Origin of the sequence: Streptococcus sp. k-90, assembly GCF_013277565.1 — a bacterium.
Taxonomy (GTDB): domain Bacteria; phylum Bacillota; class Bacilli; order Lactobacillales; family Streptococcaceae; genus Streptococcus.
In genome coordinates, this window is the sequence record NZ_VMNE01000021.1 from 16798 (window position 1) to 42122 (window position 25325).

A 25325-nucleotide genomic window follows, 5' to 3' on the forward strand; every position below is an offset into this window, starting at 1 on the left:
TTATTGGCAACTGAATCCATGCGCATTTAACTATTCATTCCCTACACATAGCTCATTCCCTTGTAGAAAAGCAACACTGCAAGTATTACAAACAACACTACCGCTCCTAACCTCTGACTGACACTATAGATCAGTCTTTCTCCTCGAACTGGAAAGATAACTGCTAGAAATGCTCCACCAACTGCACCACCGATATGACCTGCTAGGCTTATTCCTGGAATCAGAACACTTCCAATAATATTAACCACAAAAAGTGTCAGATAGGATTGGCCCAACTGCTGGATATAAGGATTGCGAGTTGCATAGCGAAGAACGATAATTGCAGCAAATAGTCCATAGAGAGAAGTAGAGGCTCCTACGGCTAAGGATTTGGGACTAAATACAAAAACAAAGAGATTGCCCATCATTCCTGATAAGAGATAGAGAAAGAAAAACTTCTTGGATCCAAAAATTTCCTCTACTTGCCTACCAAGATAATAAAGCGAAAGCATATTGACAATGAAATGCTCCCAACCAATATGGACAAAGATGGCAGAGAAGAGACGCCAAACTTGCTCGGGAAAGAGACGAATGGCAGGGCCATACATGGCTCCAAATCGAAATAAGGTATCCGCCCTATCAAAGTTTCCGCCTGCAGTCACCAGCATTAGTAGAAACACCAAGGCCGTCACTAAGAGGAAGAAACTCGTCACAGGATAACGCCTATCAAAGATTTCCTTCATCAATTAATACCTCCTGAACAGGAATATCATGGTTTTCAGTGATAAAGTCCTGAACTTGACAAGGATAAATCGTACTCAAAGTATGGCCAGTAAAATGTTCCAGATAGCGATCATAATAACCTCCGCCGTATCCAATCCGACATCCTTCCGTTGTAAAAGCCAAGCCAGGAACATGAATCAAATCAATCTGAGAAGCCTCCACTACTTCCAACTCTCCCTGTGGCTCCAGTAAGCCAAAGGAAGTTTTTACTAATTGCTGCGGATTATAGACCACAAACTCCATGCGCCCCTTGGGATAGGTTTTAGGTATCAGAACCTTCTTGCCGTCCTTCAGCACCTGCTCAATCAGTTCCTGCGTTTGAAATTCGTGCGGAAAAGAGAGATAGGTTGCGATGACTTTCGCTTCTTGGTAAAAGGGATGGTGTAAAAGTCGCTCGGTTAAAGCTTGGTCGATAGCCGGCTTTTGCTCTTGAGATATAGCCTTCATTTCATGCAAGACTTGCTTACGTAATTCCGATTTCATAGACAACCCCTCTACTCTGTTGCCTTCTTTTTCAGGAAACTAGAGACTGCATCAACCCCAATAGCTAAGGCTTCTTCCTTAGGACTCATCTGAGGGTGATGAAGGGCGTAGGGACTATCGATACCCAGCCAAAACATAACCCCATCAACCTTTGAAAGGAGATAACCAAAGTCCTCGCCTGTCATAGCAGGTTCGATATCAATCAACTCGATTCCGTCTTTTTCTTCAAAGAAGTCCATCAGTTCACGCGCCAAGGCTGGATTGTTCTCAACAGGCAGGTAACCACCTTGCTTGAGTTCCACTTCGACTTCCATATCAAAGGCAGCTGCAACCCCTTCTGCAACTGTTCTGACCCTCTTTTGAACTAAGAGACTCATATCCTGTGTCAAGGCCCGAATAGTTCCATGCAAAAAGGCTGTGTCTGTGATGACATTGTTGGTTGTTCCAGCCTGAAAAACACCAAAGGTCACCACCGCTCCCTCGATTGGGTTGACATTGCGGCTGACAACTGACTGCACCTGGGTCACAAAGTAACTAGCCGCCACCAAAGCATCATTAGCTTCATGCGGAAAGGCTGCGTGTCCTCCTTTGCCTTTGAAACGAATCTTCACCTCGCAAGTTCCTGCAAAGAGTGTATGAGTATTGGTCGCAATCTGTCCAACCTTCAAATCTGGCCTAACATGAAGGCCATAAAATTGATCTGGTAGCCAATCTCCAAAAGCGCCATCTTCATACATGAGCATGCCACCAGCTTCATTTTCTTCAGCGGGCTGAAATAGGAAGAGCAAATTATTCTTCGGTTGCTGCTCAAGGGCGCGCTCGAGACAACCCAAGGCAATACTCATATGAAAATCATGGCCACAAGCATGCATACGACCTTGGTGCTGAGAAGCGAAAGAAAGTCCTGTTTGTTCGACGATAGGCAGGCCATCAATATCTGTCCGCCAACCAATGGTACGCTCTGGCTGACTTCCCTGCAAATAGACCAAAATACCTGTCCGCCAAGTACGAACTTGAACAAACTCCTTGCCCGCAGTCAATTTCTCAATCACATCCAGCAAATAAGCATGAGTCTTGAACTCCTCCAAGCCAATCTCTGGAATCTGGTGCAAATCTCGTCTAGTCTGAATCAAATCTAACATCTATCTATCCTCCGATATAGCAGAAAGAGGCTGGAAGAAGGGTTCCGCCTCTTTATTACTTTTACAATTATAAGGTACGAAGCGCATCCTCTAGCGCTGTTTTTTGTTGGGTTTGGGCATCAATTTCTTTGATGATACGAGCCGGAACGCCTGCTACCACTACATTTTCTGGGACATCTTGGGTAACGATAGCTCCTGCAGCGACAACTGAACCACTACCAATTTGCACCCCTTCGATAACCACTGCATTGGCACCAATTAGAACATTGTCCCCAACACGGACTGGTTCTGCGCTAGCTGGCTCAATCACACCTGCCAAAACGGCACCTGCACCAACGTGACTGTTTTTCCCAACGATGGCACGTCCACCAAGGATAGCCCCCATGTCAATCATAGTTCCTGCACCAATTTCAGCACCGATATTGATGACCGCTCCCATCATGATAACAGCATTGTCACCAATTTCAACTTGATCACGAATAATAGCGCCTGGCTCGATACGAGCATTGATAGCACGTTTATCTAGCAAAGGAACTGCAGAATTACGAGCATCTTGCTCAACAACATAGTCTTGATTTTCTACCAAACCATCTAGAAGCGGAGCCACATCCTTCCAGTCTCCGAATAAGACATTCCCTAGTTTGACAACAGAGCTAGGTACAGCAGTTGTAAGTTGTCCCTCGAAGGTTACTTTAACACTGGTTTTCTTTTCAGCATTGGCGATAAATTGGATAATTTCTTGAGCATTCATTTTTGTGGCAGTCATAGGCGCCTCCTAGTTCATTTTAATGATACCTATTCTACCAAAAAAGGCCTCAAATTTGAAGCCTTTTTGTTTGTTTTTAGGTATGATTTTTAGGGATGTGAGATAAAACGTGCTGTCGGTAAAAGCAAGCTCCTACCGATACAACCTAAAAACACTCTTCACAACTATCTCCCCGTGTTTTATTGACTATTCTAGTATAGCACACTTTTAAAATTAAGAAAAGACTTTTTATTTACTTTCTTTCGCTTCTTCTACCGATAGGAAAATCATGGGTAAAATAATCAGGGTCATAGCTAGAAGAAGGGACCAATCCACTACCAGACCTAAAAATAAAACACTCAGCAAGGCAGAAGAGAGAGGTTCACTGGCACTGATAACGGAAACCACCAAAGGTGAAACCAAGGACACAGCCTTCATGGAAATAAAAAAAGCAAAAGCCGTCCCAAAGAAAGCGATGATAAGACAAATCAAGATACTCCAAATATCAGGAGTAAAGGAAAGCTGATAAACAGGCGAGAGAACATTGCTAAATAAACCTGCCAAAATCATCCCCCACCCAACCGTGGGAACAAAACCATAGCGCTTAGCAAAAGGCTGAGGTAGGATAACGTTAAACATAACACCCATGGCACTCAGCAGACCTGTTATAAGGGCTAGTGGAGTCATGGATAACTGAGAAAGATCACCCTTTGTTGCCATCAAGTAAACACCCAACATGGCAATCAAAACATAGAAAATAGCGCTTTTTGACGCTCGTTTTTGATAAACCAAGCGATTGTAAAAGAGGATAAAGACTGGACTGATAAACTGTAAAATAGTTGCTGTCGCTGCATTTGAGTATTCTACACAGAGATAGAAAAAATACTGAACTGAAAAAATCCCCAAAATAGCATAAGCTAAAAAGGGTAGATAATTTTTCTTATCTCGCCAGATATCTAACACTTGCGATTTTAATTGCATTGCAGACCAAATGAGTACAAGACTCCCTGCCAGTGTCAAACGCATAGAGGTAATCCAGTCGGAAGACACCTGATAATGAGTAAAGAAATACTCTCCTAAAATTCCACAGATGCCCCAGATTAAGCCGGATAGAAGCGAATAAATGGTTCCTTTAACAATCTTTTTCTGATACTGATTCATACCTTTATTGTAACACGAAAGGACAAAAGAAAAAAGTGGCAATCCATTGATTAGCCACTTCATTTAGAAAAGTTTAAAGAACTTATCGTCTCGTCCTTGAAGAAGAAGGTCTAGTAGCGCTTGAATTGCCACTGTTGTTAGAACTACTACTTGAACTGCTGGAGCTTGATGGAGTTGGTAGACTCCCCACAATGCTAGACCAAGCATTCTGATAATCCGCATCACTTCCACCAATAGCAAAGCGATAACTGGTCGCTGGCGCTCCTGCCTTATTAGCCCAATAGCTGGTAACAGTCGAACCTGTGACCTCTACCTCTTTCCCTTCAACAGAAACTTTACCTGGTTTCTGGCCTGTTGATTTCAGGACTTCTGATTTTACTACACTAGGATCTAAAGAGAATCGCTCGTTCCCCCAAATTCCAGGTTCAGACTCTTGGATGGCATTAACCAGATGAGCCATATAATTAGAGTTATTTGAATATCCTGCTCTACGAGATAATGAATGATTATCATCATGCCCAATCCAACCACCTAAAGTTAATTTAGGAGTAGAAAGCATGAGCCACATATTCTCGTCTTGGTTGGTTGTACCAGTCTTCCCAATCCAATCTGCACTAGCTAATGTCGAATTTAAAGAAGCTAAATTCGGTTTAAAGGTTGTTGTTACACGAGAGGACAGAACTTCTCGTAACAATCCCTGCATAATCGTCGCTGTCGCTTTAGAATAAACCTGAACAGGTTTATCTTGAAATTCATAAATGATTTTACCATCAGAAGATTCAATTTTTGAAATCACATGCTTCTGATGATAAACTCCGTTATTAGCCAATGTCTGATAGCCATTGGTATGCTGGGCCACTGTGACTTCAATACCACCACCCATTGGCAGGCTCTCAATACCGTACTCAGGAATCTCGTAGCCCATCTTTTCCATATAACCCTTGACATCAACACCCTTTTCACGGAGCATACGATAGGTCCAGTAAGCAGGGATATTCCACGAATAGTTCAAGGCTTCTCCCAAAGTCATCATTCCTGTCCCCTTGCTATTAGCATACATAATCGGGTTGCCATTGGCAAAGTTTGTGGGATAGTTAGATAAAATCGTCTCACTACCCATCAAACCCTGATCAATAGCAATACCGTAGGCCAGCAAAGGCTTGGTAGTAGAGGCTGGCGAACGTTTGGTATCAAATGCATGGTTATTTTGATTGTCTTGATAATCGCGACCACCTACAAAGCCTAGAATAGCACCTGTTTGGTTGTCCATCAGGACATTCCCTACTTCTACACGACCTGTTCCGTCATCTAATAGAGACCCGTATCTAGCTACTGCATTCTGCATGGCAGTATGAACTTTTTTATTAATAGTAGTCGTAATCTTATAACCACCTGTACTTAATTCTTGCTCAGCTCGTTTACGATACGCCTTCTGAATAGCTTCATTTTTCAGCTCTTGACTGGGAACATTATCTTGTTGGACCAAATAATCGTACGTCCGGTCTATCGCTTCAGCCATAGCAGTATAATAGAGATAATCTCTTGAAATAACATTAACAGAACCTGATGGCAAAAAATCTTGTTTAAGATTGTAATCCTTATATTGATTGTATTCTTCTTTAGTTAAGGATCCCGTACGGTACATGTTGTAGAGAACATCCTTGGCCCGCTTCAAACCAAGCTCTAAGTCTTCATCACTCTTTAACTCTCCAGTATTTTCATAAGGAGAATAAGTAATCGGACTCTGTGGCAAACCTGCTAGGAAGGCCGCTTGGGGAATACTCAGCTTGTTGGCATCGATACCGAAAATTCCTTCAGCAGCTTGCTGGGCACCTGCAATATTCTGTCCTTTATGATTTCGACCAAAGGGAGCAACATTGAGATAGGTGGTCAAGATTTCATCCTTACTCATACTGCGTTCCAAGGCAAGGGCATCAACAATTTCTGTAGCCTTACGAGCCAAAGTCGGAGCATCTCCAACCACTTGTTGTTTGATTAACTGTTGGGTCAAGGTCGAGCCCCCGCTAGATGAGCCCAAACCTGCAAAGGTTCCCAAAGTCGCCCGAATCACAGCTTTGGGCACAACCCCATTATGTTCAAGAAAATGTTCGTCCTCAGTAGCAACGATAGCCTTTTTAAGATTGTCTGATATTTCCTCAGATGAAACAGAAGTTCGCAGTAGGTCACTCTCGATAGAAGCAATGACACTCCCATCTGCGTAAACAATTTCTGAGATGGAAGAAATATTTTTAACCTGCTTGACCAAGTCCTCCGCTGGCGGAACCTTAGCCTTATCGAACAAGGCAACTCCATAACCAAGCGCTACACCAGCACCAAAAAGCCCACCGATAAAGCCTAGAATAAAGAGAGTATTCAAAATTCCCTTGATAGCAACTAAAATGCTCCCTAGAATAGACAGAATTCTCCCACCTGTCCCATCCGACTTCTTCTCTTCTGAGACTTTCTCTGATTTTTTATGATTTATTTTTGATTTTACTAGCTGGAAAAATTCCAGCATTTTTCGTTTTAATTCATTTAATTGATTTTGCATGGATTTCCTCACTCTATCTATTATACCATAAAAGGTAAACTTTCAATAAAATAGCCACTTTCTTCCCTATTCTGCTAGGCTATTGCCCAAGTTTGTGATACAATAGTTAGAAACAATAATTTTAAAAAGGAGAAAAGACACATGCACATTTTTGATGAGCTAAAAGAGCGTGGTTTGATTTTTCAAACGACTGATGAAGAAGCTTTGCGTAAAGCCCTAGAAGAAGGTCAAGTTTCTTATTATACTGGCTACGATCCAACTGCTGACAGCCTTCACCTAGGCCATCTTGTCGCAATCTTGACAAGTCGTCGCTTGCAGCTAGCAGGTCACAAACCTTATGCGCTCGTTGGCGGTGCTACAGGTCTCATCGGAGATCCGTCCTTCAAAGATGCTGAACGTAGTCTCCAAACAAAAGACACAGTAGATGGCTGGGTCAAGTCTATCCAAGGACAACTTTCTCGTTTTCTTGACTTTGAAAATGGTGAAAATAAGGCTGTCATGGTCAACAACTACGACTGGTTTGGCAGCATCAGCTTCATTGATTTCCTCCGTGATATCGGAAAATACTTCACTGTCAACTACATGATGAGTAAGGAGTCTGTGAAAAAACGGATTGAAACAGGAATTTCATACACTGAGTTTGCTTACCAAATCATGCAAGGGTACGACTTCTTCGTCCTTAACCAAGACCACAACGTAACGCTACAAATCGGTGGTTCTGACCAGTGGGGAAATATGACAGCTGGTACCGAATTGCTTCGTCGTAAGGCTGACAAGACTGGCCACGTTATCACTGTTCCATTGATCACAGATGCAACTGGTAAGAAATTTGGTAAATCAGAAGGAAACGCAGTCTGGCTCAATCCTGAAAAGACTTCTCCATACGAAATGTACCAATTTTGGATGAACGTTATGGACGCTGACGCTGTTCGCTTCTTGAAAATCTTTACTTTCTTGTCACTTGATGAGATTGAAGATATCCGCAAACAGTTTGAAGCAGCGCCACACGAACGCTTGGCTCAAAAAGTTTTGGCTCGTGAAGTCGTTACACTTGTTCACGGAGAAGAAGCTTACAAAGAAGCCCTCAACATCACTGAGCAACTCTTTGCAGGAAACATCAAGAATCTTTCTGTTAAAGAGCTCAAACAAGGACTTCGTGGTGTACCAAACTACCAAGTTCAAGCAGATGAAAACCACAATATCGTAGAACTTCTCGTCTCATCTGGTGTGGTTAACTCAAAACGCCAGGCCCGTGAAGACGTCCAAAACGGAGCTATCTACGTCAACGGCGACCGTATCCAAGACCTTGACTATGTCTTGAGTGACGCTGATAAGTTAGAGAATGAACTGACTGTTATCCGTCGCGGTAAGAAAAAATACTTTGTATTGACTTACTAAACTGTTCAACATTTACCTATAAACAAAGGAGTTACCCTCAAGAAAGGTAACTCCTTTTTGCTGTGAATAGTCCCCTACCTATCCCTTAATAGACAGACTACGCAGGACTATGCGCAAGGTTGTTAGATTATGTAAGATGGAGAGATTTGAAGGACTGAGCCAATTAAACAAGCCAAAGCCAATCAAACTACTATTTACGACAACGGTATCTTGAATATTCTTCTTGATGAGTGTTTGTAAAGATGATGATAGCCAATCCAACTCTCGGAAGAAATCCAAGCGATTATCTAACAATAAGATATCACTCATCTGCTTAGAAATATCTGCACTCTCATTCATCACTACACCGATATCTGATAGGGTTAGAGCAGCTGAGTCATTCAACCCATCCCCAACCATCAAAATAGTGTGACCTGCTTTCTGTAGTTCCTCTACTAACTCAAATTTCCCATCAGGTTTCAAGTCTGTATAGACCTGATCAAAGGGCAAATCTTTGACTAATTCCTCTGTCCTAACCAAGGTATCTCCTGTTGCCAGAATCAATTTTTTCCCTTGTGCCTTAAGTTTCTCCAAGGCTGCTTTTGCTTCTTTTCTCAAAGGAGTATGAATGCAGAACATTCCAATCAATTCATTCTGATAAGCCAAGAATAAGAGATTGTAGTGACTCTTGTACTCTTCAATTAAAGCATTTTGTTCTGAACTGATATAAATCTGCTCATCCTGCATCAAGACATAATTCCCAATAAGAACTGGTTGGCCATCTATATGAGATTTGATCCCCTTGCTTGCAATATATTGGAGTTTCCCATGCATTTCCTCATGTTCAATCCCCTCTATCTCAGCTTGCTTGACGATGGCATTAGCGATAGGATGATAGATGTGCTCCTCAAGACAGGCACTGATTCTGAGAATATCTTCCTCACTATAGTCCCCAAAAGGTAACACCTTTTCAACTATAGGATAACTAGTTGTGATTGTTCCCGTCTTATCAAATAAGAAAGTATCAATTTCCAGATATTTCTCCAGAACATCTCCATCCTTAATCACCATTTCACGATTCAACCCCTCCTTGATAGCTGTCAAATAAGCTACAGGAGTAGAAATTTTCAAAGCACAGGAGAAATCGACCAATAGGAAAGAGATAGCCTTAGAAAAAGAACCTGTTAATAGGTAAGTCAGCCCAGCCCCCAAGAAATTATATTTGACGACCTTGTCCGCCATCTTGATGAAATAGCGTTGTTTCGTTTTCTTGTTTTCTTCAGATTTCTTCATCAACTCAATCAGTTGTAAAATCCGACTGTTCATCTGATTATCGGTTACACGAATGCGTAACTCTCCAGTTTCTAATACTGTATTTGCACAAACCAAATCAGACTCTCTTTTTTCAACTGGAAAACTCTCTCCCGTCAAGGAACTTTCGTTAACCATACCTAAACCTGAAACTACTTGTCCATCAAACAGAATTTCATTTCCTTGAGATAAGATCAAGACATCTCCTATTTGAACATCGGAACTCTTGATACTAACAACCGTATCGCCCTGTACTAGAAATACATCGCTCTCTTTTGCAAGAAGGCTTTGTTCTAAATCTGTTGCAGTTTTTTTCAAAGACCACTGATCTAAATGATTCCCCAAATCAAGCATAAACATGATATTGCTAGCTGTCTTGGATTGGTTCATAAACAAGGACAATAAAATCGCCGAACAGTCCAAGACCTCCATCGTTAGTTCCTTACGCGCTAGTGTTTGATAGGCTTCTCTAATATAGCCCAAAGCCTGATAACAAGTCCATATATAGCGAATTGGAGACGGTACAAGACTACGAAAAAGTACACGCTTAATCGCTGCACCTGAAACAATAGAATAAGCACTCTCTTCTCTACGAATGGGAAGAGTCATCAACTCAGAAACTTTCCCTTTATCAATTCTTTTTAAAAAGGCTTCTGCATTATCTAATACAGAAAAGCCTTCTTTTATGCGTAGAGTAAAGTGCTGTTGATCCATGTAAAACTGGATAGACTCAATCCCCTTTTCATCTCTCGCCAAGGAACGAAGATAGTCTTGAATATCCAAGGTGAGTGAAAAAGAAGATGATAGTCGGATATGTTGGTATCCTCTATGTAGCACTTTAAAAGACATATTATTCCCCTATAAGGCTATCTAATTGCTCTTCTTTTTTCTCTTGCTCGTACAAATATTTGGCATCTTGCAAGACATCATCTCCATGTTGCTTCACAACAGAAACAGATGCATCTAGCTCGTCTTTTAACTTATAAGCCTTAGCCAAAGCTTTAGAATAACCTTTTTTAGCTTCCTTACTTGCTAAGATTTTCAAGCCAAGGGTACCAAATGCGACACCACCCAAAAAGAGTGATGATTTTTTCGCAACTTTTGCGACGCTTAATACTTCTTTTAACATACTTATTTCCTCCTTATCATTATTATATAGCAATTTAGATATAAAAGCAATTTCATTTCATAAATTGGAGAATCAGTTTTATTTCTACTGAATCTCTCATCTACTTATTCCTAAAGTTGCTTTCATCTGCCTCTTTTGATACACTTAAACTATGAATACAAATCTCAAACCCAAACTTCAGCGTTTTGCTTCTGCGACTGCCTTTGCCTGTCCTATCTGTCAAGAAAATCTGACTCTGGTAGAGAGCAGTCTCAAATGCAACAATCGCCATTCTTTTGACTTGGCTAAATTTGGCTATGTCAATCTAGCCCCTCAAATCAAGCAATCGGCCAACTACGACAAGGAAAACTTTCAAAATCGTCAACAAATCCTAGAAGCTGGATTTTATCAAGCTATTCTAGAGGCTGTTTCTGATTTACTTGCAAACTCAAAAAATGCCAAAACCATTTTAGATATCGGTTGTGGCGAAGGTTTCTATTCTCGCAAACTCCAAGAAAGTCATCCTGATAAAACCTTCTATGCCTTTGATATTTCCAAAGATTCTGTCCAAATCGCTGCCAAGAGCGAACCCAACTGGGCAGTCAATTGGTTCGTTGGCGACTTGGCACGACTTCCTATAAAAGACGCCAGTATGGATATCTTACTTGATATCTTTTCCCCTGCCAACTATGGAGAATTTCGTCGCGTTTTATCCAAAGACGGTATCTTGATAAAGGTTATTCCAACTAAAAATCACCTCAAGGAAATCCGTCAGAAGGTACAAGATCAGCTGACAAACAAGGACTATTCTAACCAAGATATCAAAAATCATTTCCAAGAACACTTTACCATCCTATCTAGTCAAACTGCCTCTCTGACTAAAACTATCACAGCAGAGCAGCTCAAAGCCCTACTCAGCATGACGCCCCTACTCTTTCACATCGACCATACTAAGATTGACTGGAACCAACTGACAGAGATTACCATTGAGGCAGAGATTTTGATTGGGAAAGCATTCTAAACTAGACTTCCAAAGGTATAAAACTTACCGAAAATCCTCAATATTAAGAAAACGCATAAGAACAGGTACTCAAAAACCTTAATCTTATGCGTTTTGTTATGCAAAAATCACTGGAGTTTCTATACACATTAAGTGGAAATCTTTGAAATCAGTTCTTTTAATAACCATTGAATACCATATATTACATTTACCCCAAATATGATATAGGCCGTATAAATCAAATATTTCGATTTCTCCCGCCTCAAAGAATAGATCTTGTACAAAATAGATAAATTTAAAATAATAAATAATAGAGACAAAATCTTCCTCCAAAATCAATATTAAAAGTAGCCAGTCAGGCATATACCTCATATTTATTTTCGATTCGAGATAACAAACTTATCAATAAATAGCAAGTGAAATAAGGCAAGTACAGACCCCCAGAAACTCCCTCGAAGCGAGATTTCTTGATGATTGAGAGGAAACAGATCATGGTTACCTATATAGAGGCATGTTAAAATAACAAATAGAATCCAAAATAAATCCGTCCATTTATATTTTGAAAAATATTTTTTCCACATAAGAACACCTTCTTTCCTATAATCATATTATAACACTTTATGTAAGCGAATACAAGGAATTTGAGGTGAACAACTGCAAAGAAGCATAAGGCTGAAGACAGTAAAAACCAGCGTTTTAAGCGCTGGTTTACTGTTTTAAACTAGGTTTCTTACAAAGCTTACTAACACTAAGATTTAAAAAAAGTTAGTTTCTGAAATTGATTAATTGTTAATTTTCCAAACTGGACTCTTTTTTTATTTTTCAACCCCCAATAACTAAGGGCAAGTAATGCTACAACCCAAGCAAAAGTGATCCCCAAACTGTCAAAATTCAACTTGAAATCTGGTTTATTAAAGAAATCTACATAAACTCCTAAGAAGGTTGTATCCATAAATTTTTTAATCTCTGAGCTAACTTGAGAAAACATCGGCAAGAATGAGAGACCAAGCATTGGAATCAAACCATAAACCTGAGCCTGAGTTTGTGTCTCTGAAATAGCTCCAATCACTAAATTTAAGAGGATTGTACATAATGCTACCAGAGAAGCTACTACAAGGTATACAGGATAATCTTTTGCGAAATCCACTTCAACCATAATAGGGAAGGAAATAACTGAAGCCAAGGCAAAGATTACAGGATAAAACAACACGGAAACAAGATATTCTCCACGGCGAACTCCGCTTAAAATGAGTGTTTTAAAAATTCTTTTTTCTTTTTCCTCTGCAATAGAGTTTGAAATCATTGACCCAGAAGAAAATGAGAATGCCATTGTTAAAGAACTAAACAATAGTGTTTTCCCTTGAGTGCCATCTGTATTCATAAAATTTTGGAAGAGTAGAACCATAAAGAATGGGAATACTACCTGTACCAAAGTGTTTTTGTTTGTTAATAATACTTGTGTCCTCAACCAGATAAGGGCTAAAATTCTCTTAAACATCTAATTTTTCTCCTGTCAATTTAATAAAAATATCTTCTAAAGTTGGTTCACATGAGTGAATCGTCATCATTTTTTTATAATCTTCTTGCTGCAAGTCTTCAAAGCGCACTACCTTTTTAGTAGAATCACTATAAGTTACTGCAACTTTTTTTTCCGTGTTATATTTTTGGATAATTTCGCTTGGGCTTCCTTGTTCAATAAGATCACCTTTATTCAAAAGAGCTAGGTTATCACATAATAAAGTCGCCTCATTCATATCATGAGTAGTTAAGAAAATGGTTGTTCCTCTTTCCTTTAACTCCTGTAGTAATTTGTGAATCTTCTTTGAGGTAGTGGGATCTAACCCACTTGTAGGTTCATCTAAAAATAGAACTTTAGGGTAATTGATTAAAGCACGAGCTAAAAGCATTCGTTGACGCATTCCTGTAGAAAGTTTCTCAGCTGGAGTGTCTTTACTATCATACAGACCAACTTGTCTTAGAATTTCTTCAATTCGGGATTTTGAAACTCCGTATAGTCTTGCAAATAGCAACAAGTTATTGTACAAACTTAATTTTTCGTAATAACCACTTGTGTCACCTACTAAGCCTAACTCTTCAAAATCTGACGGAAGTAATTTTTGAGAATCTTTTCCTAATAATTCTGTCTTTCCGCTGTTAGCCTGTAGCTGTCCTGTCAGAATATTGATCATTGTTGTCTTCCCTGAACCAGATGGACCTAGGAATCCAAAAATTTCTCCTTCGTTTATTGAAAAACTAATTTGATTTAAAGCAATATTATCTCCAAATCGCTTTGTAACTCTTTCTACCTTAATCATTTTATTACCTCTTTCTAATGATAAATTGTATTTTAGAAACTTCACTCACTCCCATCGGTTATATCAACAACTCTAATTCTAGGCTTTAAGTTGGAGTCCATTTTGATTTCTCTCATTTCATTTGGAAGCAAGAGAACTAATTTTAGTAGCTTCTCATCAAGTGTTACTTTACATAGGCGTCTGCTATCTAGACTATTTTTGATAATCAGATAGTCCTTCTTGACAAACTTTTCATCCATATAATAGTCAATTGTTTTTACCATATTTTCCTCCCGCCTGCTAATCTACATCCCTTTTAAATAGTAATGTTTCTAGCACTGCGCTCTTCTTAACTTATTTACAATAACAGTATATCCCTTATAAGAGTAAAAAAACAGGACATTTATGTCTACTGACATTTATGTCCTGTTTTATATTGAAATTATGGAAAATCCTTATTTTTTTCTTCTATTACTCTCTCCCTAAATGATTTATCATTTAATAATTCCGATCCATTTATTGCTTTATTATAGTAGTCCAAAGCAAGATCTTTATTCTGATTAGTATGAATATAATATTTGGCTTCAAAAAAATCTACTGTAGGTAGTAAAGCAAAATCTTGTATTTCATCTATTATTTCTCGTACAGCACTTAGCGTTTGGGGCATTAAATCATAATATTCAATATTAAAGTGATATAAAACAATTGATACAATAACCCTTTGAATCAAATGAATATTGTTGGCATCAGAGAAATTAGTTTGCTCCAAGATGTTAGAATAGATATTTTCAAATACATTATCAATTGGCTTAGCATTCAAAGTACACTTTAAAAAATACAAGTGTAAAATTAATAAATCATTAGTATCATAATTTGTTTTTAAAAGTAACTGCTCAAAATACTCCTCAATCAAGCCCTCTCCAAAGTCAGAGTTTTCAGAAACATACACATCATCAATAGCTTGTAAAACTTCAACTGCTACTTGCTCATCCTCAGGAAGTTGGTCATAAAAGCGTTCCTGAATTTCCTCAAAGATTTCCTCACGTTGACGGATTTTTTCTTCATCTCCATGAATAGATTGACGAATCAATTTCGTTTTTAGTTTTAAATACTCTTTAGGAACAATTAGCGAACCCTCGTCGATTAACTGAGACATCGGAATTCCTAGCACTCCAGCTATATAATCTAGTTTCGCTAAACTGGGTAAGTTATTTCCTGTTTCAATTCGACCCAACTGACGAACAGTAAGTTCTTTTTCATCTCCACAAAAGGCCTCTCTACTCAATCCTTTTTCAGTTCGTAAGGTGCGAATCCGCCTCCCGATTTCTAAATTTTTCATCTCATTCCTCTATAAATAGACTTTTGCACACGGCAAATAAAAGTAGTTATGACTATTTGTTATCAACTATTACCTCAAATATATTAAATTCTTACTAACAAAACTCCCCATATTGCCTATCAGCATCCCTTCATAATGAACAAAGAGTTTTTTACATATCAGGAAACTCTTCTTTCATCTCTTCTATCACTCGATTTTTGAAATTCATATCATTAAAAAATTCTGCCCCATTGATAGCTTTTTCATAGTATTGTAGGGCTTTTTCTTTATCTTTTTCCCCGTATAGGTAATATTTGGCTTCCAAGTAGTCTACCGTTGGTTTTAAGTTTGAATCTTGAATTTCCATCATAATTTCTCTTAGAAAACTAAAAATGACAGAGATATCTTCGTAGTATTCGTTTCTCAATTGATACAACAGTATTGCAATTAATACTCTTTGTAGTAGATGCATGTAAGTGTTATCTGAACAGTCAATTATGGTCACAATGTTATTTCTTACTTTTTTTAAAACGTCATCGTTTCGTTTAAAACTAATAGCATTTGATAAAAAATATAAATATAAGATCAATAAATCATTTACAGAATACTCCGTTTGTAGCAAAGTTTGATTGAAATATTCCTCAATCAAGCCCTCTCCAAATTCGGCATTTTCAGAAACATACACATCATCAATGGCTTGTAGAACCTCAACTGCTACTTGTTCATCCTCAGGGAGTTGATCATAAAAATGTTCCTGAATATCTTCAAAGATAGCCTCACGCTGGCGGACTTTTTCTTCATCTCCATGAATAGATTGACGAATCAATTTCGTTTTTAGTTTTAAATACTCTTTGGGAACAATTAGCGAGCCCTCGTCGATTAACTGAGACATCGGAATTCCTAACACTCCAGCTATATAATCTAGTTTCGCTAAACTGGGTAAGTTATTTCCTGTTTCAATTCGACCCAACTGACGAACAGTAAGTTCTTTTTCATCCCCACAAAAGACTTCTCTACTCAGTCCTTTTTCAGTCCGTAAAGTACGAATCCGTTTCCCTATTTCTAAATTACTCATAATGCGCCTCTTCAAATTCTAATTTGACATTCAAATAACTACTTGTATACGTTTCCATTTTAACACACTTTCCTACAATTTTCAGAAAAAATAATTATAACGAATAGTTTTAAGCAACTATCTTATATAAGTAATCCATTCAAATATAGTATCTAAGATATATTTCTAGTCAAGTATTCAAAAAAAGCGAATTTCAATCGAAACTCGCTTTTTTACAAAATATATTAGTATAAACTTGTATCTTAGTTCAAGTGCCAGATATCTTCGTTATACTGAGCGATTGTACGGTCAGATGAGAAGAATCCTGCTTTAGCAATGTTGACGATGACTTTATCCAACCATGCGTCACGGTCTTCGTAATCAGCAAGCATTTGCTCTTTAACCTTAATGTAGTCTTCCAAGTCAAGAAGAGTCATGAACCAGTCTTTGTTGATCAATTCATTGTAAAGACGTTCCAAGCGCTCTTTGTTTCCAGCTGCAAGAACTGCATCACTAACGATGAAGTCTACCAATGATTTGATAGCTTCACGAGCGTAGAATTCGCTTGATTTATAAGCTGCTTTTGCGTAAAGGTCAATAACAGTTTCTGAATCTTCACCAAAGATGTAGATGTTTTCGTCGCCAACCAACTCAGCGATTTCCACGTTAGCACCGTCCATAGTACCAAGAGTCAAAGCTCCGTTCAACATGAATTTCATGTTACCAGTACCTGAAGCTTCTTTAGAAGCAAGTGAGATTTGTTCTGAGATATCACATGCTGGAATAAGGAAGCTTGCTGCAGTAACGTTGTAGTTTTCAACCATAACAACTTGCAAGTGTGGCGCTACTGCTGGATCGTTAGCAATAACTTCTGACATGCAAAGGATCAAGTGGATAATGTCTTGAGCGATTGTGTAGGCTGGAGCTGCTTTACCACCAAAGAAGATTGTGATTGGACGAGCAGGGATGTTACCAGCTTTGATGTCAAGGTATTTGTGGATAACGTACAAAGCGTTCATTTGTTGGCGTTTGTACTCGTGAAGACGTTTGATTTGGATGTCAAAGATAGAGTTTGGATTGATTTCCACACCTTGGTGTTCTTTCAAGTGACGAGCCAATTTACGTTTGTTGTGAGCTTTGATGCTTTCCAATTTTTCTTTGACAGCTGCTTTGTCTTCATAAGACAAAAGTTTTTCAAGCTCATCTGCTTCATGGTGCCAACCTTCTCCAAGAATCTCATCCAAGTAGTGAGACAATCTTGGATTAGCATGCATGAGCCAACGACGGAAAGTGATACCATTTGTTTTGTTGTTGAATTTTTCTGGGTAAAGATCGTAGAAGGCTTTCAACTCAGAATTTTTCAAGATTTCAGTGTGAAGTGCTGCAACCCCGTTAACGCTGTATCCGTAGTGGATATCCATGTGGGCCATGTGAACACGTCCGCTCTCATCGATAATTTGAACAGCTGGATCTTTTACTTCTGCTTTCACGCGACGGTCCAATTCTTCGATGATTGGTACCAAGTGAGGAACCACTTCTTGCAAGAACTCAAGAGGCCATTTTTCAAGGGCTTCAGCAAGGATTGTGTGATTAGTGTAGGCAGTCATGCTACGAACGATTGAGATTGCTTCGTCAAGTTCGATACCACGAGCAGTCAAAAGACGGATCAACTCAGGAATAACCATTGATGGGTGAGTGTCGTTGATTTGGACAACTGCGTAGTCAGCAAGGTCATGCAAGTTGCTTCCTTTTTCGATTGCTTCTTCGATGATCAATTGCGCACCGTTTGAAACCATGAAGTATTGTTGGAAGATACGGAGCAATTCACCTTGACGGTCACTATCATCTGGGTAAAGGAAGAGAGTCAGGTTGTGAGCGATGTCTGTTTTATCAAAGTTGATACCGTCTTGGATGATAGAAGAATCAACTGAATCCAAGTCAAACAAACGCAAACGGTTCTTAGTTTCTGTCTTGTAACCAGGTACATCGATATCGTAAAGAGTTGAAGTCAATGTGAAGTGAGCAAATGGTACTTGGTAGCTACGGCTTGAGCGAACCAACCAGTTTTGCTCTGTCAACCATGCATTTGGAATTGTTTCTTGTTGGTTGTTTTTAAGAACTTGTTGGAATAGACCAAAGTGGTAGTTAAGACCAACACCGTCACCGTTCAAACCAAGAGTAGCAATTGAGTCGATAAAGCAGGCAGCCAAACGTCCCAAACCACCATTACCAAGAGATGGTTCCAATTCAACTTCTTCAACTTCGATCAAGTCTTTACCTGCAGCTGCAAGCTCTTTTTTAACATCGTCGTAAAGACCAAGGTTGATCAAGTTGTTTGACAAAAGTTTACCAATCAAGAACTCAGCTGAGATGTAGTAAACTTTTTTCTTACCAGTGTTAACTGGTTTTTTGCTGCTTGCAAGCTTGCTGTAGTTAAGAAGAGCAAGGTAAAGCTCTTCATTGCCACATTCTGCAATGGTTTTATTGTAACGATTTTGTACAAATTCTTGTAGTGATAACATGTTTAAGGTGTCTCCTGATATTGTATTATTTCTTTAAATCTACCAAATTTTCATTGATTCGGCGATAGATTGTTGTCAAGTCAAGCAAGCCTTCCTCGACAGCTGGTGTCAATTGATCTTCAGTCATACGCCAAGACCAGTTTCCACCAAGGGTAGATGGGAAGTTCATACGAGCTGCCTCATCCAATTCTAGCAAATCTTGCATAGTTGCAATTGCCATGAAGCTAACTGATGAAAAGACTGTACGAAGCATAGCATGTGGCACTGTTTCGTATTCTTTACGGTTCGTGTAGCGAGCCATGTATTCACGAGTCGCATCATCGATCTCGTTACGGTACCAACCAAGAACCGTATTGTTATCGTGTGTTCCTGTGTACATAACTGAGTTAGCAGGTGCCAAGTGTGGGCTATCGATGCTTTCGTCTTCTGGGTTGAAAGCAAATTGAAGAATCTTCATTCCTGGGAAGCCAGTACGTTCACGCAATTCGATAACTTCGTCTGTCATGAAACCAAGGTCTTCTGCGATGATGTTTAGCTCACCAAGTTCTTCCTTAACGGCTGCAAAGAGCTTGTAGCCAGGACCTTTGACCCATTCACCAGGTGCTGCTGTATCAGAACCAGCAGGGATTTCCCAGTAAGATTCGAAGCCACGGAAGTGGTCGATACGAACGATGTCGTAGATTTTGAAGCTTTCACGCAAGCGTTCAATCCACCATTTGTAACCATCTTTGTCCATTGCTTCCCAGTCATAGATTGGGTTACCCCAAAGCTGACCAGTTGCAGAGAACTCATCTGGTGGGCATCCTGCGATGCAAGTCGCCTTACCGTTGACATCTGTCTTGAAGAGATGTGGATTTGCCCACATATCGCTTGAATCTTCCGCTACGTAGATTGGCATGTCCCCAACGATTTCGATGTGGTTGTCGTTAGCGTAAGCTTTCAATTTCAACCATTGTTGGAAGAAGAAGTATTGAGTCACACGGTGGTAAACCAACTTGTCTGCCAATTGCTCACGGTAGCTTTCAAGTGCTGAAGCTTTACGAACGCGAGCATCTGCATCTGGCCATTCTGTCCAAGCAAGATTGTCAAAATGCTCTTTAATAGCCATATACTCTGCAAAGAGTTCAAGCCATGATTGGTTGTCTTGAACAAATTTCTCAAAATCTTTAACATCTCCTACTTCCAAGAAACGTTTTACCGCTTTTTCTAAAAGAGGACGACGTGCATAGTAGATTTTCGCATAATCAACTTCAGACGCATCGCTACCAAAGTCAACCCCTTCAAGGTCACTTGCTTGCAACAAACCTTGTTCCACCAAGATATCTAAATCGATAAAATGAGTGTTCCCTGCGAAGGCTGAGAAAGATTGGTAAGGAGAGTCTCCGTAACTAGTTGTTCCTAGTGGAAGGATTTGCCAGTAACGTTGTTTTGTGCGAACCAAAAAATCAACGAAGTCGTAAGCACTTTTACCAAATGATCCGATTCCGTATGCTCCTGGAAGAGAAGAAATGTGCATCAACACACCACTTTGACGTTTTTTCATAATAAGCACCTCATGTGTTTATAGTTAGATATTACATTTTTACGAACGCAAACGTTTGCGCTATGATTAGTATATCTCATTTTCTTGATAAATGCAAGCGGTTTTAAATAACTTTTTTGATTATTTTTTAAAAATTTTTTCTTCTTACTCGTATATATATCCTTTCAGGAAACAAACAAAATAGGAATAAGGGTTTCACTTATCTTACTTAAGCAAAAATAAAGTGAGAATTCTCTCTACTTTCCATTTGTAAATTAGGCAATCGTTTTCTCAACTTTTTTAAATTTGAAACAAAACCGATTTTTAAGATTTTCTACTATTTATATGACGATTAAGCGTTTACCATTTTCTACAATTTTTTTATTTTTTTTATAAAAAACACTTGCAACCGCTTTCTGATTGTGTTATACTAGTCCCATAAAGGAAAACGTTTGCGTTTCCTCATTATAAAATTTGTTATTCTTTAGGAGGAATACACTATGTCATCTAAATTCATGAAGAGCGCTACTGTGCTTGGAACTGTTACACTTGCTAGCTTACTTTTGGTAGCTTGTGGAAGCAAACCTGCTGAAAAAGCTGCTGATACTGGTTCATCTGAAGCGAAAGAAATCACTCTTTACGTTGAGGACCAATACAAAGCTTATGCTGAAACAGTTGCTAAAGCTTATAAAGAACAATCAGGAACAACAGTTAACATCAAATCTGGTGACCAACTTGGTGGTCTTGACAAACTTTCTCTTGACAACCAATCTGGTCAAGCTGCTGACGTTATGATGGCTCCATACGACCGTGTAGGTAGCCTTGGTACTGACGGACAACTTTCAGAAGTTAAATTGAGCGACGGCGCTAAAACAGATGATAAAACTAAATCTCTTGTAACAGCTGCTGACGGTAAAGTTTACGGTGCTCCTGCCGTTATCGAGTCACTTGTTATGTACTACAACAAAGACTTGGTAAAAGAAGCTCCAAAAACATTTGCTGACTTGGAAAACCTTGCTAAAGATAGCAAATACGCATTCGCTGGAGAAGATGGAAAAACTTCTGCTTTCCTAGCTGACTGGACAAACTTCTACTATGCATATGGACTTCTTGCTGGTAACGGTGCTTACGTATTTGGACAAAACGGTAAAGACGCTAAAGATATCGGTCTTGCAAACGACGGTTCTATCGCAGGTATCAACTACGCTAAATCTTGGTATGAAAAATGGCCTAAAGGTATGCAAGATGGTACAGCTGCTGGAAACTTAATCCAAACTCAATTCCAAGAAGGTAAAACAGCTGCTATCATCGACGGACCTTGGAAAGCTCAAGCCTTTAAAGATGCTAAAGTAAACTACGGTGTTGCAACTATCCCAACTCTTCCAAACGGAAAAGACTACGCAGCATTCGGTGGTGGTAAAGCTTGGATCATCCCATCAAGCACTAAAAACCTTGAAGGCGCACAAAAATTTGTAGACTTCCTTGTTTCAACTGAACAACAAAAAGCCTTCTACGATAAGACTAACGAAATCCCAGCTAACACTGAAGCACGTTCATACGCTGAAGGTAAAAACGATGAGTTGACAACAGCTGTTATCAAACAGTTCAAAAACGCTCAACCAATGCCAAACATCTCTCAAATGTCTGCAGTTTGGGAACCAGCTGCTAACATGCTCTTTGACTCTGTAAGTGGTAAGAAAGATGCTAAAACAGCTGCTAACGATGCTGTAACATTGATCAAAGAAACAATCAAACAAAAATTTGGTGAATAAAAAAATTTGTTCAAGGGGGGTGGAATTCAAATCCCCCTTTGAATTTATCAATAGAAAACATATATAGTTTGGGTTTTAATTAGAAACCAGTATCCTATGAAAGGAGTTATTATGGAAAAGCAACAACCTAGTAAAGCAGCCCTGCTGTCTATCATTCCTGGGTTAGGACAGATTTACAATAAGCAAAAAGCCAAAGGTTTTATCTTCCTTGGTGTAACCCTTGTCTTCGTCCTTTATTTCCTAGCACTTGCAGCCCCTGAATTGAGCAATCTCATTACTCTTGGTGACAAACCAGGTCGTGATAATTCCCTCTTCATGCTGATTCGCGGTGCCTTCCATTTAATCTTTGTAGTCGTTTATGTGCTCTTTTATTTCGCAAATATCAAAGATGCACATACAATCGCAAAACGCATTAACAATGGTATTCCAGTTCCACGTAGCCTCAAAGATATGATCAAAGGAATCTATGAAAATGGTTTCCCTTACCTCTTGATCATTCCATCTTATGTTGCCATGACTTTCGCGATTATCTTCCCAGTTATCGTAACCTTGATGATCGCCTTTACTAACTATGACTTCCAACACTTACCACCAAACAAATTGTTGGACTGGGTTGGTTTAACCAACTTTACGAACATCTGGAGTTTGAGTACCTTCCGTTCTGCCTTCGGTGCCGTTCTTTCTTGGACTATCATCTGGGCTTTGGCTGCCTCAACTTTACAAATCGTCATCGGTATCTTCACAGCTATCATTGCTAACCAACCATTTATCAAAGGAAAACGTATCTTTGGTGTTATTTTCCTTCTTCCTTGGGCTGTCCCAGCCTTCATCACTATCTTGACATTCTCAAACATGTTTAATGATAGTGTCGGTGCTATTAACACTCAAGTATTGCCAATCTTGGCTAAATTCCTTCCTTTCCTTGATGGTGCTCTTATTCCTTGGAAAACAGACCCAACTTGGACTAAGATTGCCTTGATTATGATGCAAGGTTGGCTTGGATTCCCATACATCTACGTTTTGACTTTGGGTATCTTGCAATCTATTCCTAACGACCTTTACGAAGCAGCTTATATTGACGGTGCCAATGCTTGGCAAAAATTCCGCAACATCACTTTCCCAATGATCTTGGCCGTTGCGGCACCTACTTTGATTAGCCAATACACCTTCAACTTTAACAACTTCTCTATCATGTACCTCTTCAACGCTGGAGGACCTGGTAGTGTCGGTGGTGGAGCTGGTTCAACCGATATCTTGATTTCATGGATTTACCGTTTGACAACAGGTACATCTCCTCAATACTCTATGGCGGCAGCTGTTACCTTGATTATCTCTATCATTGTCATCTCAATCTCTATGATCGCATTCAAGAAACTACACGCATTTGATATGGAGGACGTCTAAGATGAATAACTCAATCAAACTCAAACGTAGACTGACTCAAACCCTTACTTATCTTTACCTGATTGGTCTATCAATTGTGATTATCTATCCACTTTTGATCACTATCATGTCAGCCTTCAAGACTGGTAACGTAGTAGCCTTTAAACTAGACAGCAACGTCGACTTTAGTTTTGCTAACTTCCAAGGGCTCTTCTCTGAAACCTTGTACGGTACTTGGTACCTCAACACTTTGATTATCGCCTTGATTACCATGGCTGTCCAAACAAGTATCATCGTACTTGCTGGTTATGCCTACAGCCGTTACAACTTCTTGGCTCGTAAACAAAGTTTGGTCTTCTTCTTGATCATCCAAATGGTGCCAACTATGGCCGCTTTGACAGCCTTCTTCGTTATGGCGCTTATGTTGAATGCCCTTAACCACAGCTGGTTCCTCATCTTCCTCTACGTTGGTGGTGGTATCCCGATGAATGCTTGGCTCATGAAAGGCTACTTCGATACAGTGCCAATGTCTCTAGACGAATCTGCAAAACTAGACGGTGCAGGACACTTCCGCCGCTTCTGGCAAATTGTTCTTCCACTTGTTCGCCCAATGGTTGCCGTACAAGCCCTCTGGGCCTTCATGGGACCTTTTGGGGACTACATCCTCTCTAGTTTCTTGCTTCGTGAGAAAGAATACTTTACTGTTGCCGTAGGTCTCCAAACCTTCGTTAACAATGTGAAAAACATGAAGATCGCTTACTTCTCAGCAGGTGCTATCCTCATCGCCCTTCCAATCTGTATTCTCTTCTTCTTCCTACAAAAGAACTTTGTTTCAGGACTTACAAGTGGTGGCGACAAGGGGTAATATACCCCCGCCACCCTTTTTCATTTTGGAGCTTGTGACTATAAAAATATCCTTGTAGCAAGCAATTTGTCTCCTAGACTTGAAATAAAGCACATTTCTCTATATAATAATACTCATATAGAAAACACCTTTTAGAAAGATACAAATGCTTCCATATCCATTTTCTTATTTTTCAAGTATTTGGGGATTTCGTAAGCCCCTGTCCAAACGTTTCGGGCTCAACTGGTTTCAACTGCTCTTTACCAGTATCTTCCTTATCAGCTTGTCCATGGTACCCATTGCCATCCAAAACAGCTCCCAGAAAACTTATCCGCTAGAAACCTTTATCGATAATGTCTATGAACCTCTGACAGATGAGGTTGTTCAGAATCTCTCTGAACATGCTGCAATTGTTGATGGCAAATTAACATATACTGGAACAGCTAGTCAAGAGCCTTCTCTTGTGATCGGTCCAAGCAAAAGCAAGGAATTACCTAAAGGCTTGCAACTGCATTTCGATACGAATGAGCTTGTCATCAGCAAGGAAAGTAAAGAACTGACCCGCATCTCTTACCAAGCGATTGAGACTGAGAGTTTCAAAAGCAAGGACAGCTTGACCCAAGCAATTTCCAAAGACTGGTACCAGCAGAATCGTGTCTATATCAGTCTCTTCCTAGTTCTCGGTGCGAGCTTCCTCTTTGGTTTGAATTTCTTCATTGTCTCTCTAGGAGCTAGTCTTCTCCTTTATATCACTAAGAAATCACGCCTCTTTTCATTTAGAACCTTTAAAGAGTGCTACCATTTTATCTTGAACTGTTTAGGATTACCAACTCTGATTACGCTTATTTTGGGATTATTTGGCCAAAATATGACAACTCTCATCACTGTACAAAACATTCTTTTTGTTCTATATCTGGTCACTATCTTTTATAAAACGCATTTCCGTGATCCAGATTACCATAAATAGGAGATTTTT

22 protein-coding genes are annotated in these 25325 nt (G+C 39.5%); 6 read left to right on the top strand and 16 right to left on the bottom strand.

What is annotated here, in order from left to right; all coding sequences use genetic code 11:
- Nucleotides 1–41: 41 nt before the first annotated feature.
- The 6 genes from HT734_RS07080 to pbp1b form a co-directional block, all read right to left on the bottom strand.
- On the bottom strand, nt 42–722 hold the full coding sequence (locus HT734_RS07080) for a rhomboid family intramembrane serine protease (protein WP_061759662.1): 681 nt from the start codon (nt 720–722) through the stop codon (nt 42–44).
- A complete protein-coding gene (locus HT734_RS07085; protein WP_061759663.1) occupies nt 706–1245 on the bottom strand; it encodes a 5-formyltetrahydrofolate cyclo-ligase in 540 nt (179 codons plus the stop codon). The genes HT734_RS07080 and HT734_RS07085 overlap by 17 nt, the downstream gene beginning before the upstream one ends.
- Nucleotides 1246–1256: 11 nt before the next feature.
- Entirely contained in the window at nt 1257–2387 is a 1131-nt protein-coding gene (locus tag HT734_RS07090) for an N-acetyldiaminopimelate deacetylase (RefSeq protein ID WP_061759664.1), read from the bottom strand.
- Between the two features lie 67 nt (nt 2388–2454).
- On the bottom strand, nt 2455–3153 hold the full coding sequence (gene dapD / locus HT734_RS07095) for a 2,3,4,5-tetrahydropyridine-2,6-dicarboxylate N-acetyltransferase (protein ID WP_033679550.1): 699 nt from the start codon (nt 3151–3153) through the stop codon (nt 2455–2457).
- Between the two features lie 228 nt (nt 3154–3381).
- Nucleotides 3382–4293 carry a DMT family transporter gene (locus HT734_RS07100; protein ID WP_061759665.1) on the bottom strand — a complete coding sequence of 304 codons (912 nt, stop codon included), beginning with the start codon at nt 4291–4293 and terminating at the stop codon, nt 3382–3384.
- Between the two features lie 82 nt (nt 4294–4375).
- Nucleotides 4376–6844: a penicillin-binding protein PBP1B gene (pbp1b, locus tag HT734_RS07105; protein ID WP_061759666.1), complete on the bottom strand. Its 2469-nt coding sequence runs from the start codon at nt 6842–6844 to the stop codon at nt 4376–4378.
- A 141-nt stretch (nt 6845–6985) separates the two neighbouring features.
- On the opposite strand from pbp1b, the gene tyrS reads away from it, so the two are divergent.
- Nucleotides 6986–8242 (top strand): tyrosine--tRNA ligase, encoded by a 1257-nt coding sequence (gene tyrS / locus HT734_RS07110; protein WP_000546884.1) that lies wholly within the window; start codon nt 6986–6988, stop codon nt 8240–8242.
- A gap of 78 nt (nt 8243–8320) precedes the next feature.
- Here the strand turns inward: tyrS and HT734_RS07115 are convergent, their stop codons facing one another.
- Nucleotides 8321–10381, bottom strand: coding sequence for a heavy metal translocating P-type ATPase (locus tag HT734_RS07115; RefSeq protein ID WP_061759667.1), 2061 nt, complete (start codon nt 10379–10381; stop codon nt 8321–8323).
- Nucleotide 10382: 1 nt separating this feature from the next.
- The gene (locus tag HT734_RS07120) at nt 10383–10661 is read right to left on the bottom strand and encodes a DUF6110 family protein (RefSeq protein WP_000910903.1); all 279 of its coding nucleotides are present in this window, start codon (nt 10659–10661) and stop codon (nt 10383–10385) included.
- A gap of 151 nt (nt 10662–10812) precedes the next feature.
- On the opposite strand from HT734_RS07120, the gene HT734_RS07125 reads away from it, so the two are divergent.
- Nucleotides 10813–11661 (top strand): putative RNA methyltransferase, encoded by an 849-nt coding sequence (locus HT734_RS07125; protein WP_173277325.1) that lies wholly within the window; start codon nt 10813–10815, stop codon nt 11659–11661.
- Nucleotides 11662–12014: 353 nt separating this feature from the next.
- On the opposite strand, the gene HT734_RS09645 is transcribed toward HT734_RS07125, so the two are convergent.
- The 8 genes from HT734_RS09645 to malQ form a co-directional block, all read right to left on the bottom strand.
- The gene (locus HT734_RS09645) at nt 12015–12221 is read right to left on the bottom strand and encodes a hypothetical protein (protein ID WP_345889910.1); all 207 of its coding nucleotides are present in this window, start codon (nt 12219–12221) and stop codon (nt 12015–12017) included.
- A 167-nt stretch (nt 12222–12388) separates the two neighbouring features.
- A complete protein-coding gene (locus HT734_RS07130; RefSeq protein ID WP_173277323.1) occupies nt 12389–13138 on the bottom strand; it encodes an ABC transporter permease in 750 nt (249 codons plus the stop codon).
- On the bottom strand, nt 13131–13955 hold the full coding sequence (locus HT734_RS07135) for an ABC transporter ATP-binding protein (RefSeq protein ID WP_173277321.1): 825 nt from the start codon (nt 13953–13955) through the stop codon (nt 13131–13133). Before HT734_RS07135 ends, HT734_RS07130 begins: the two co-directional genes overlap by 8 nt.
- A gap of 41 nt (nt 13956–13996) precedes the next feature.
- Nucleotides 13997–14218, bottom strand: a complete 222-nt coding sequence (locus HT734_RS07140; RefSeq protein WP_033679542.1) for a hypothetical protein — start codon at nt 14216–14218, stop codon at nt 13997–13999.
- 158 nt (nt 14219–14376) lie between these two features.
- Complete coding sequence (locus HT734_RS07145; protein WP_173277319.1) at nt 14377–15273, bottom strand: XRE family transcriptional regulator; 897 nt, start codon at nt 15271–15273, stop codon at nt 14377–14379.
- 151 nt (nt 15274–15424) lie between these two features.
- The gene (locus HT734_RS07150) at nt 15425–16327 is read right to left on the bottom strand and encodes an XRE family transcriptional regulator (RefSeq protein WP_061759672.1); all 903 of its coding nucleotides are present in this window, start codon (nt 16325–16327) and stop codon (nt 15425–15427) included.
- Between the two features lie 242 nt (nt 16328–16569).
- On the bottom strand, nt 16570–18828 hold the full coding sequence (glgP, locus tag HT734_RS07155) for a glycogen/starch/alpha-glucan family phosphorylase (RefSeq protein WP_173277317.1): 2259 nt from the start codon (nt 18826–18828) through the stop codon (nt 16570–16572).
- A 25-nt stretch (nt 18829–18853) separates the two neighbouring features.
- Nucleotides 18854–20371 (bottom strand): 4-alpha-glucanotransferase, encoded by a 1518-nt coding sequence (gene malQ / locus HT734_RS07160; protein WP_173277315.1) that lies wholly within the window; start codon nt 20369–20371, stop codon nt 18854–18856.
- Nucleotides 20372–20850: 479 nt separating this feature from the next.
- Between malQ and HT734_RS07165 the strand changes: the two genes are divergently transcribed.
- The 4 genes from HT734_RS07165 to HT734_RS07180 all read left to right on the top strand — a co-directional run bounded on the left by HT734_RS07165 (nt 20851) and on the right by HT734_RS07180 (nt 25316).
- On the top strand, nt 20851–22122 hold the full coding sequence (locus HT734_RS07165) for an extracellular solute-binding protein (RefSeq protein WP_125451571.1): 1272 nt from the start codon (nt 20851–20853) through the stop codon (nt 22120–22122).
- 111 nt (nt 22123–22233) lie between these two features.
- On the top strand, nt 22234–23526 hold the full coding sequence (locus HT734_RS07170) for a sugar ABC transporter permease (protein WP_173277313.1): 1293 nt from the start codon (nt 22234–22236) through the stop codon (nt 23524–23526).
- Nucleotide 23527: 1 nt separating this feature from the next.
- Nucleotides 23528–24370 carry a sugar ABC transporter permease gene (locus HT734_RS07175; protein WP_173277311.1) on the top strand — a complete coding sequence of 281 codons (843 nt, stop codon included), beginning with the start codon at nt 23528–23530 and terminating at the stop codon, nt 24368–24370.
- A gap of 145 nt (nt 24371–24515) precedes the next feature.
- Complete coding sequence (locus tag HT734_RS07180; protein WP_173277309.1) at nt 24516–25316, top strand: DUF1189 domain-containing protein; 801 nt, start codon at nt 24516–24518, stop codon at nt 25314–25316.
- Nucleotides 25317–25325: the final 9 nt, after the last annotated feature.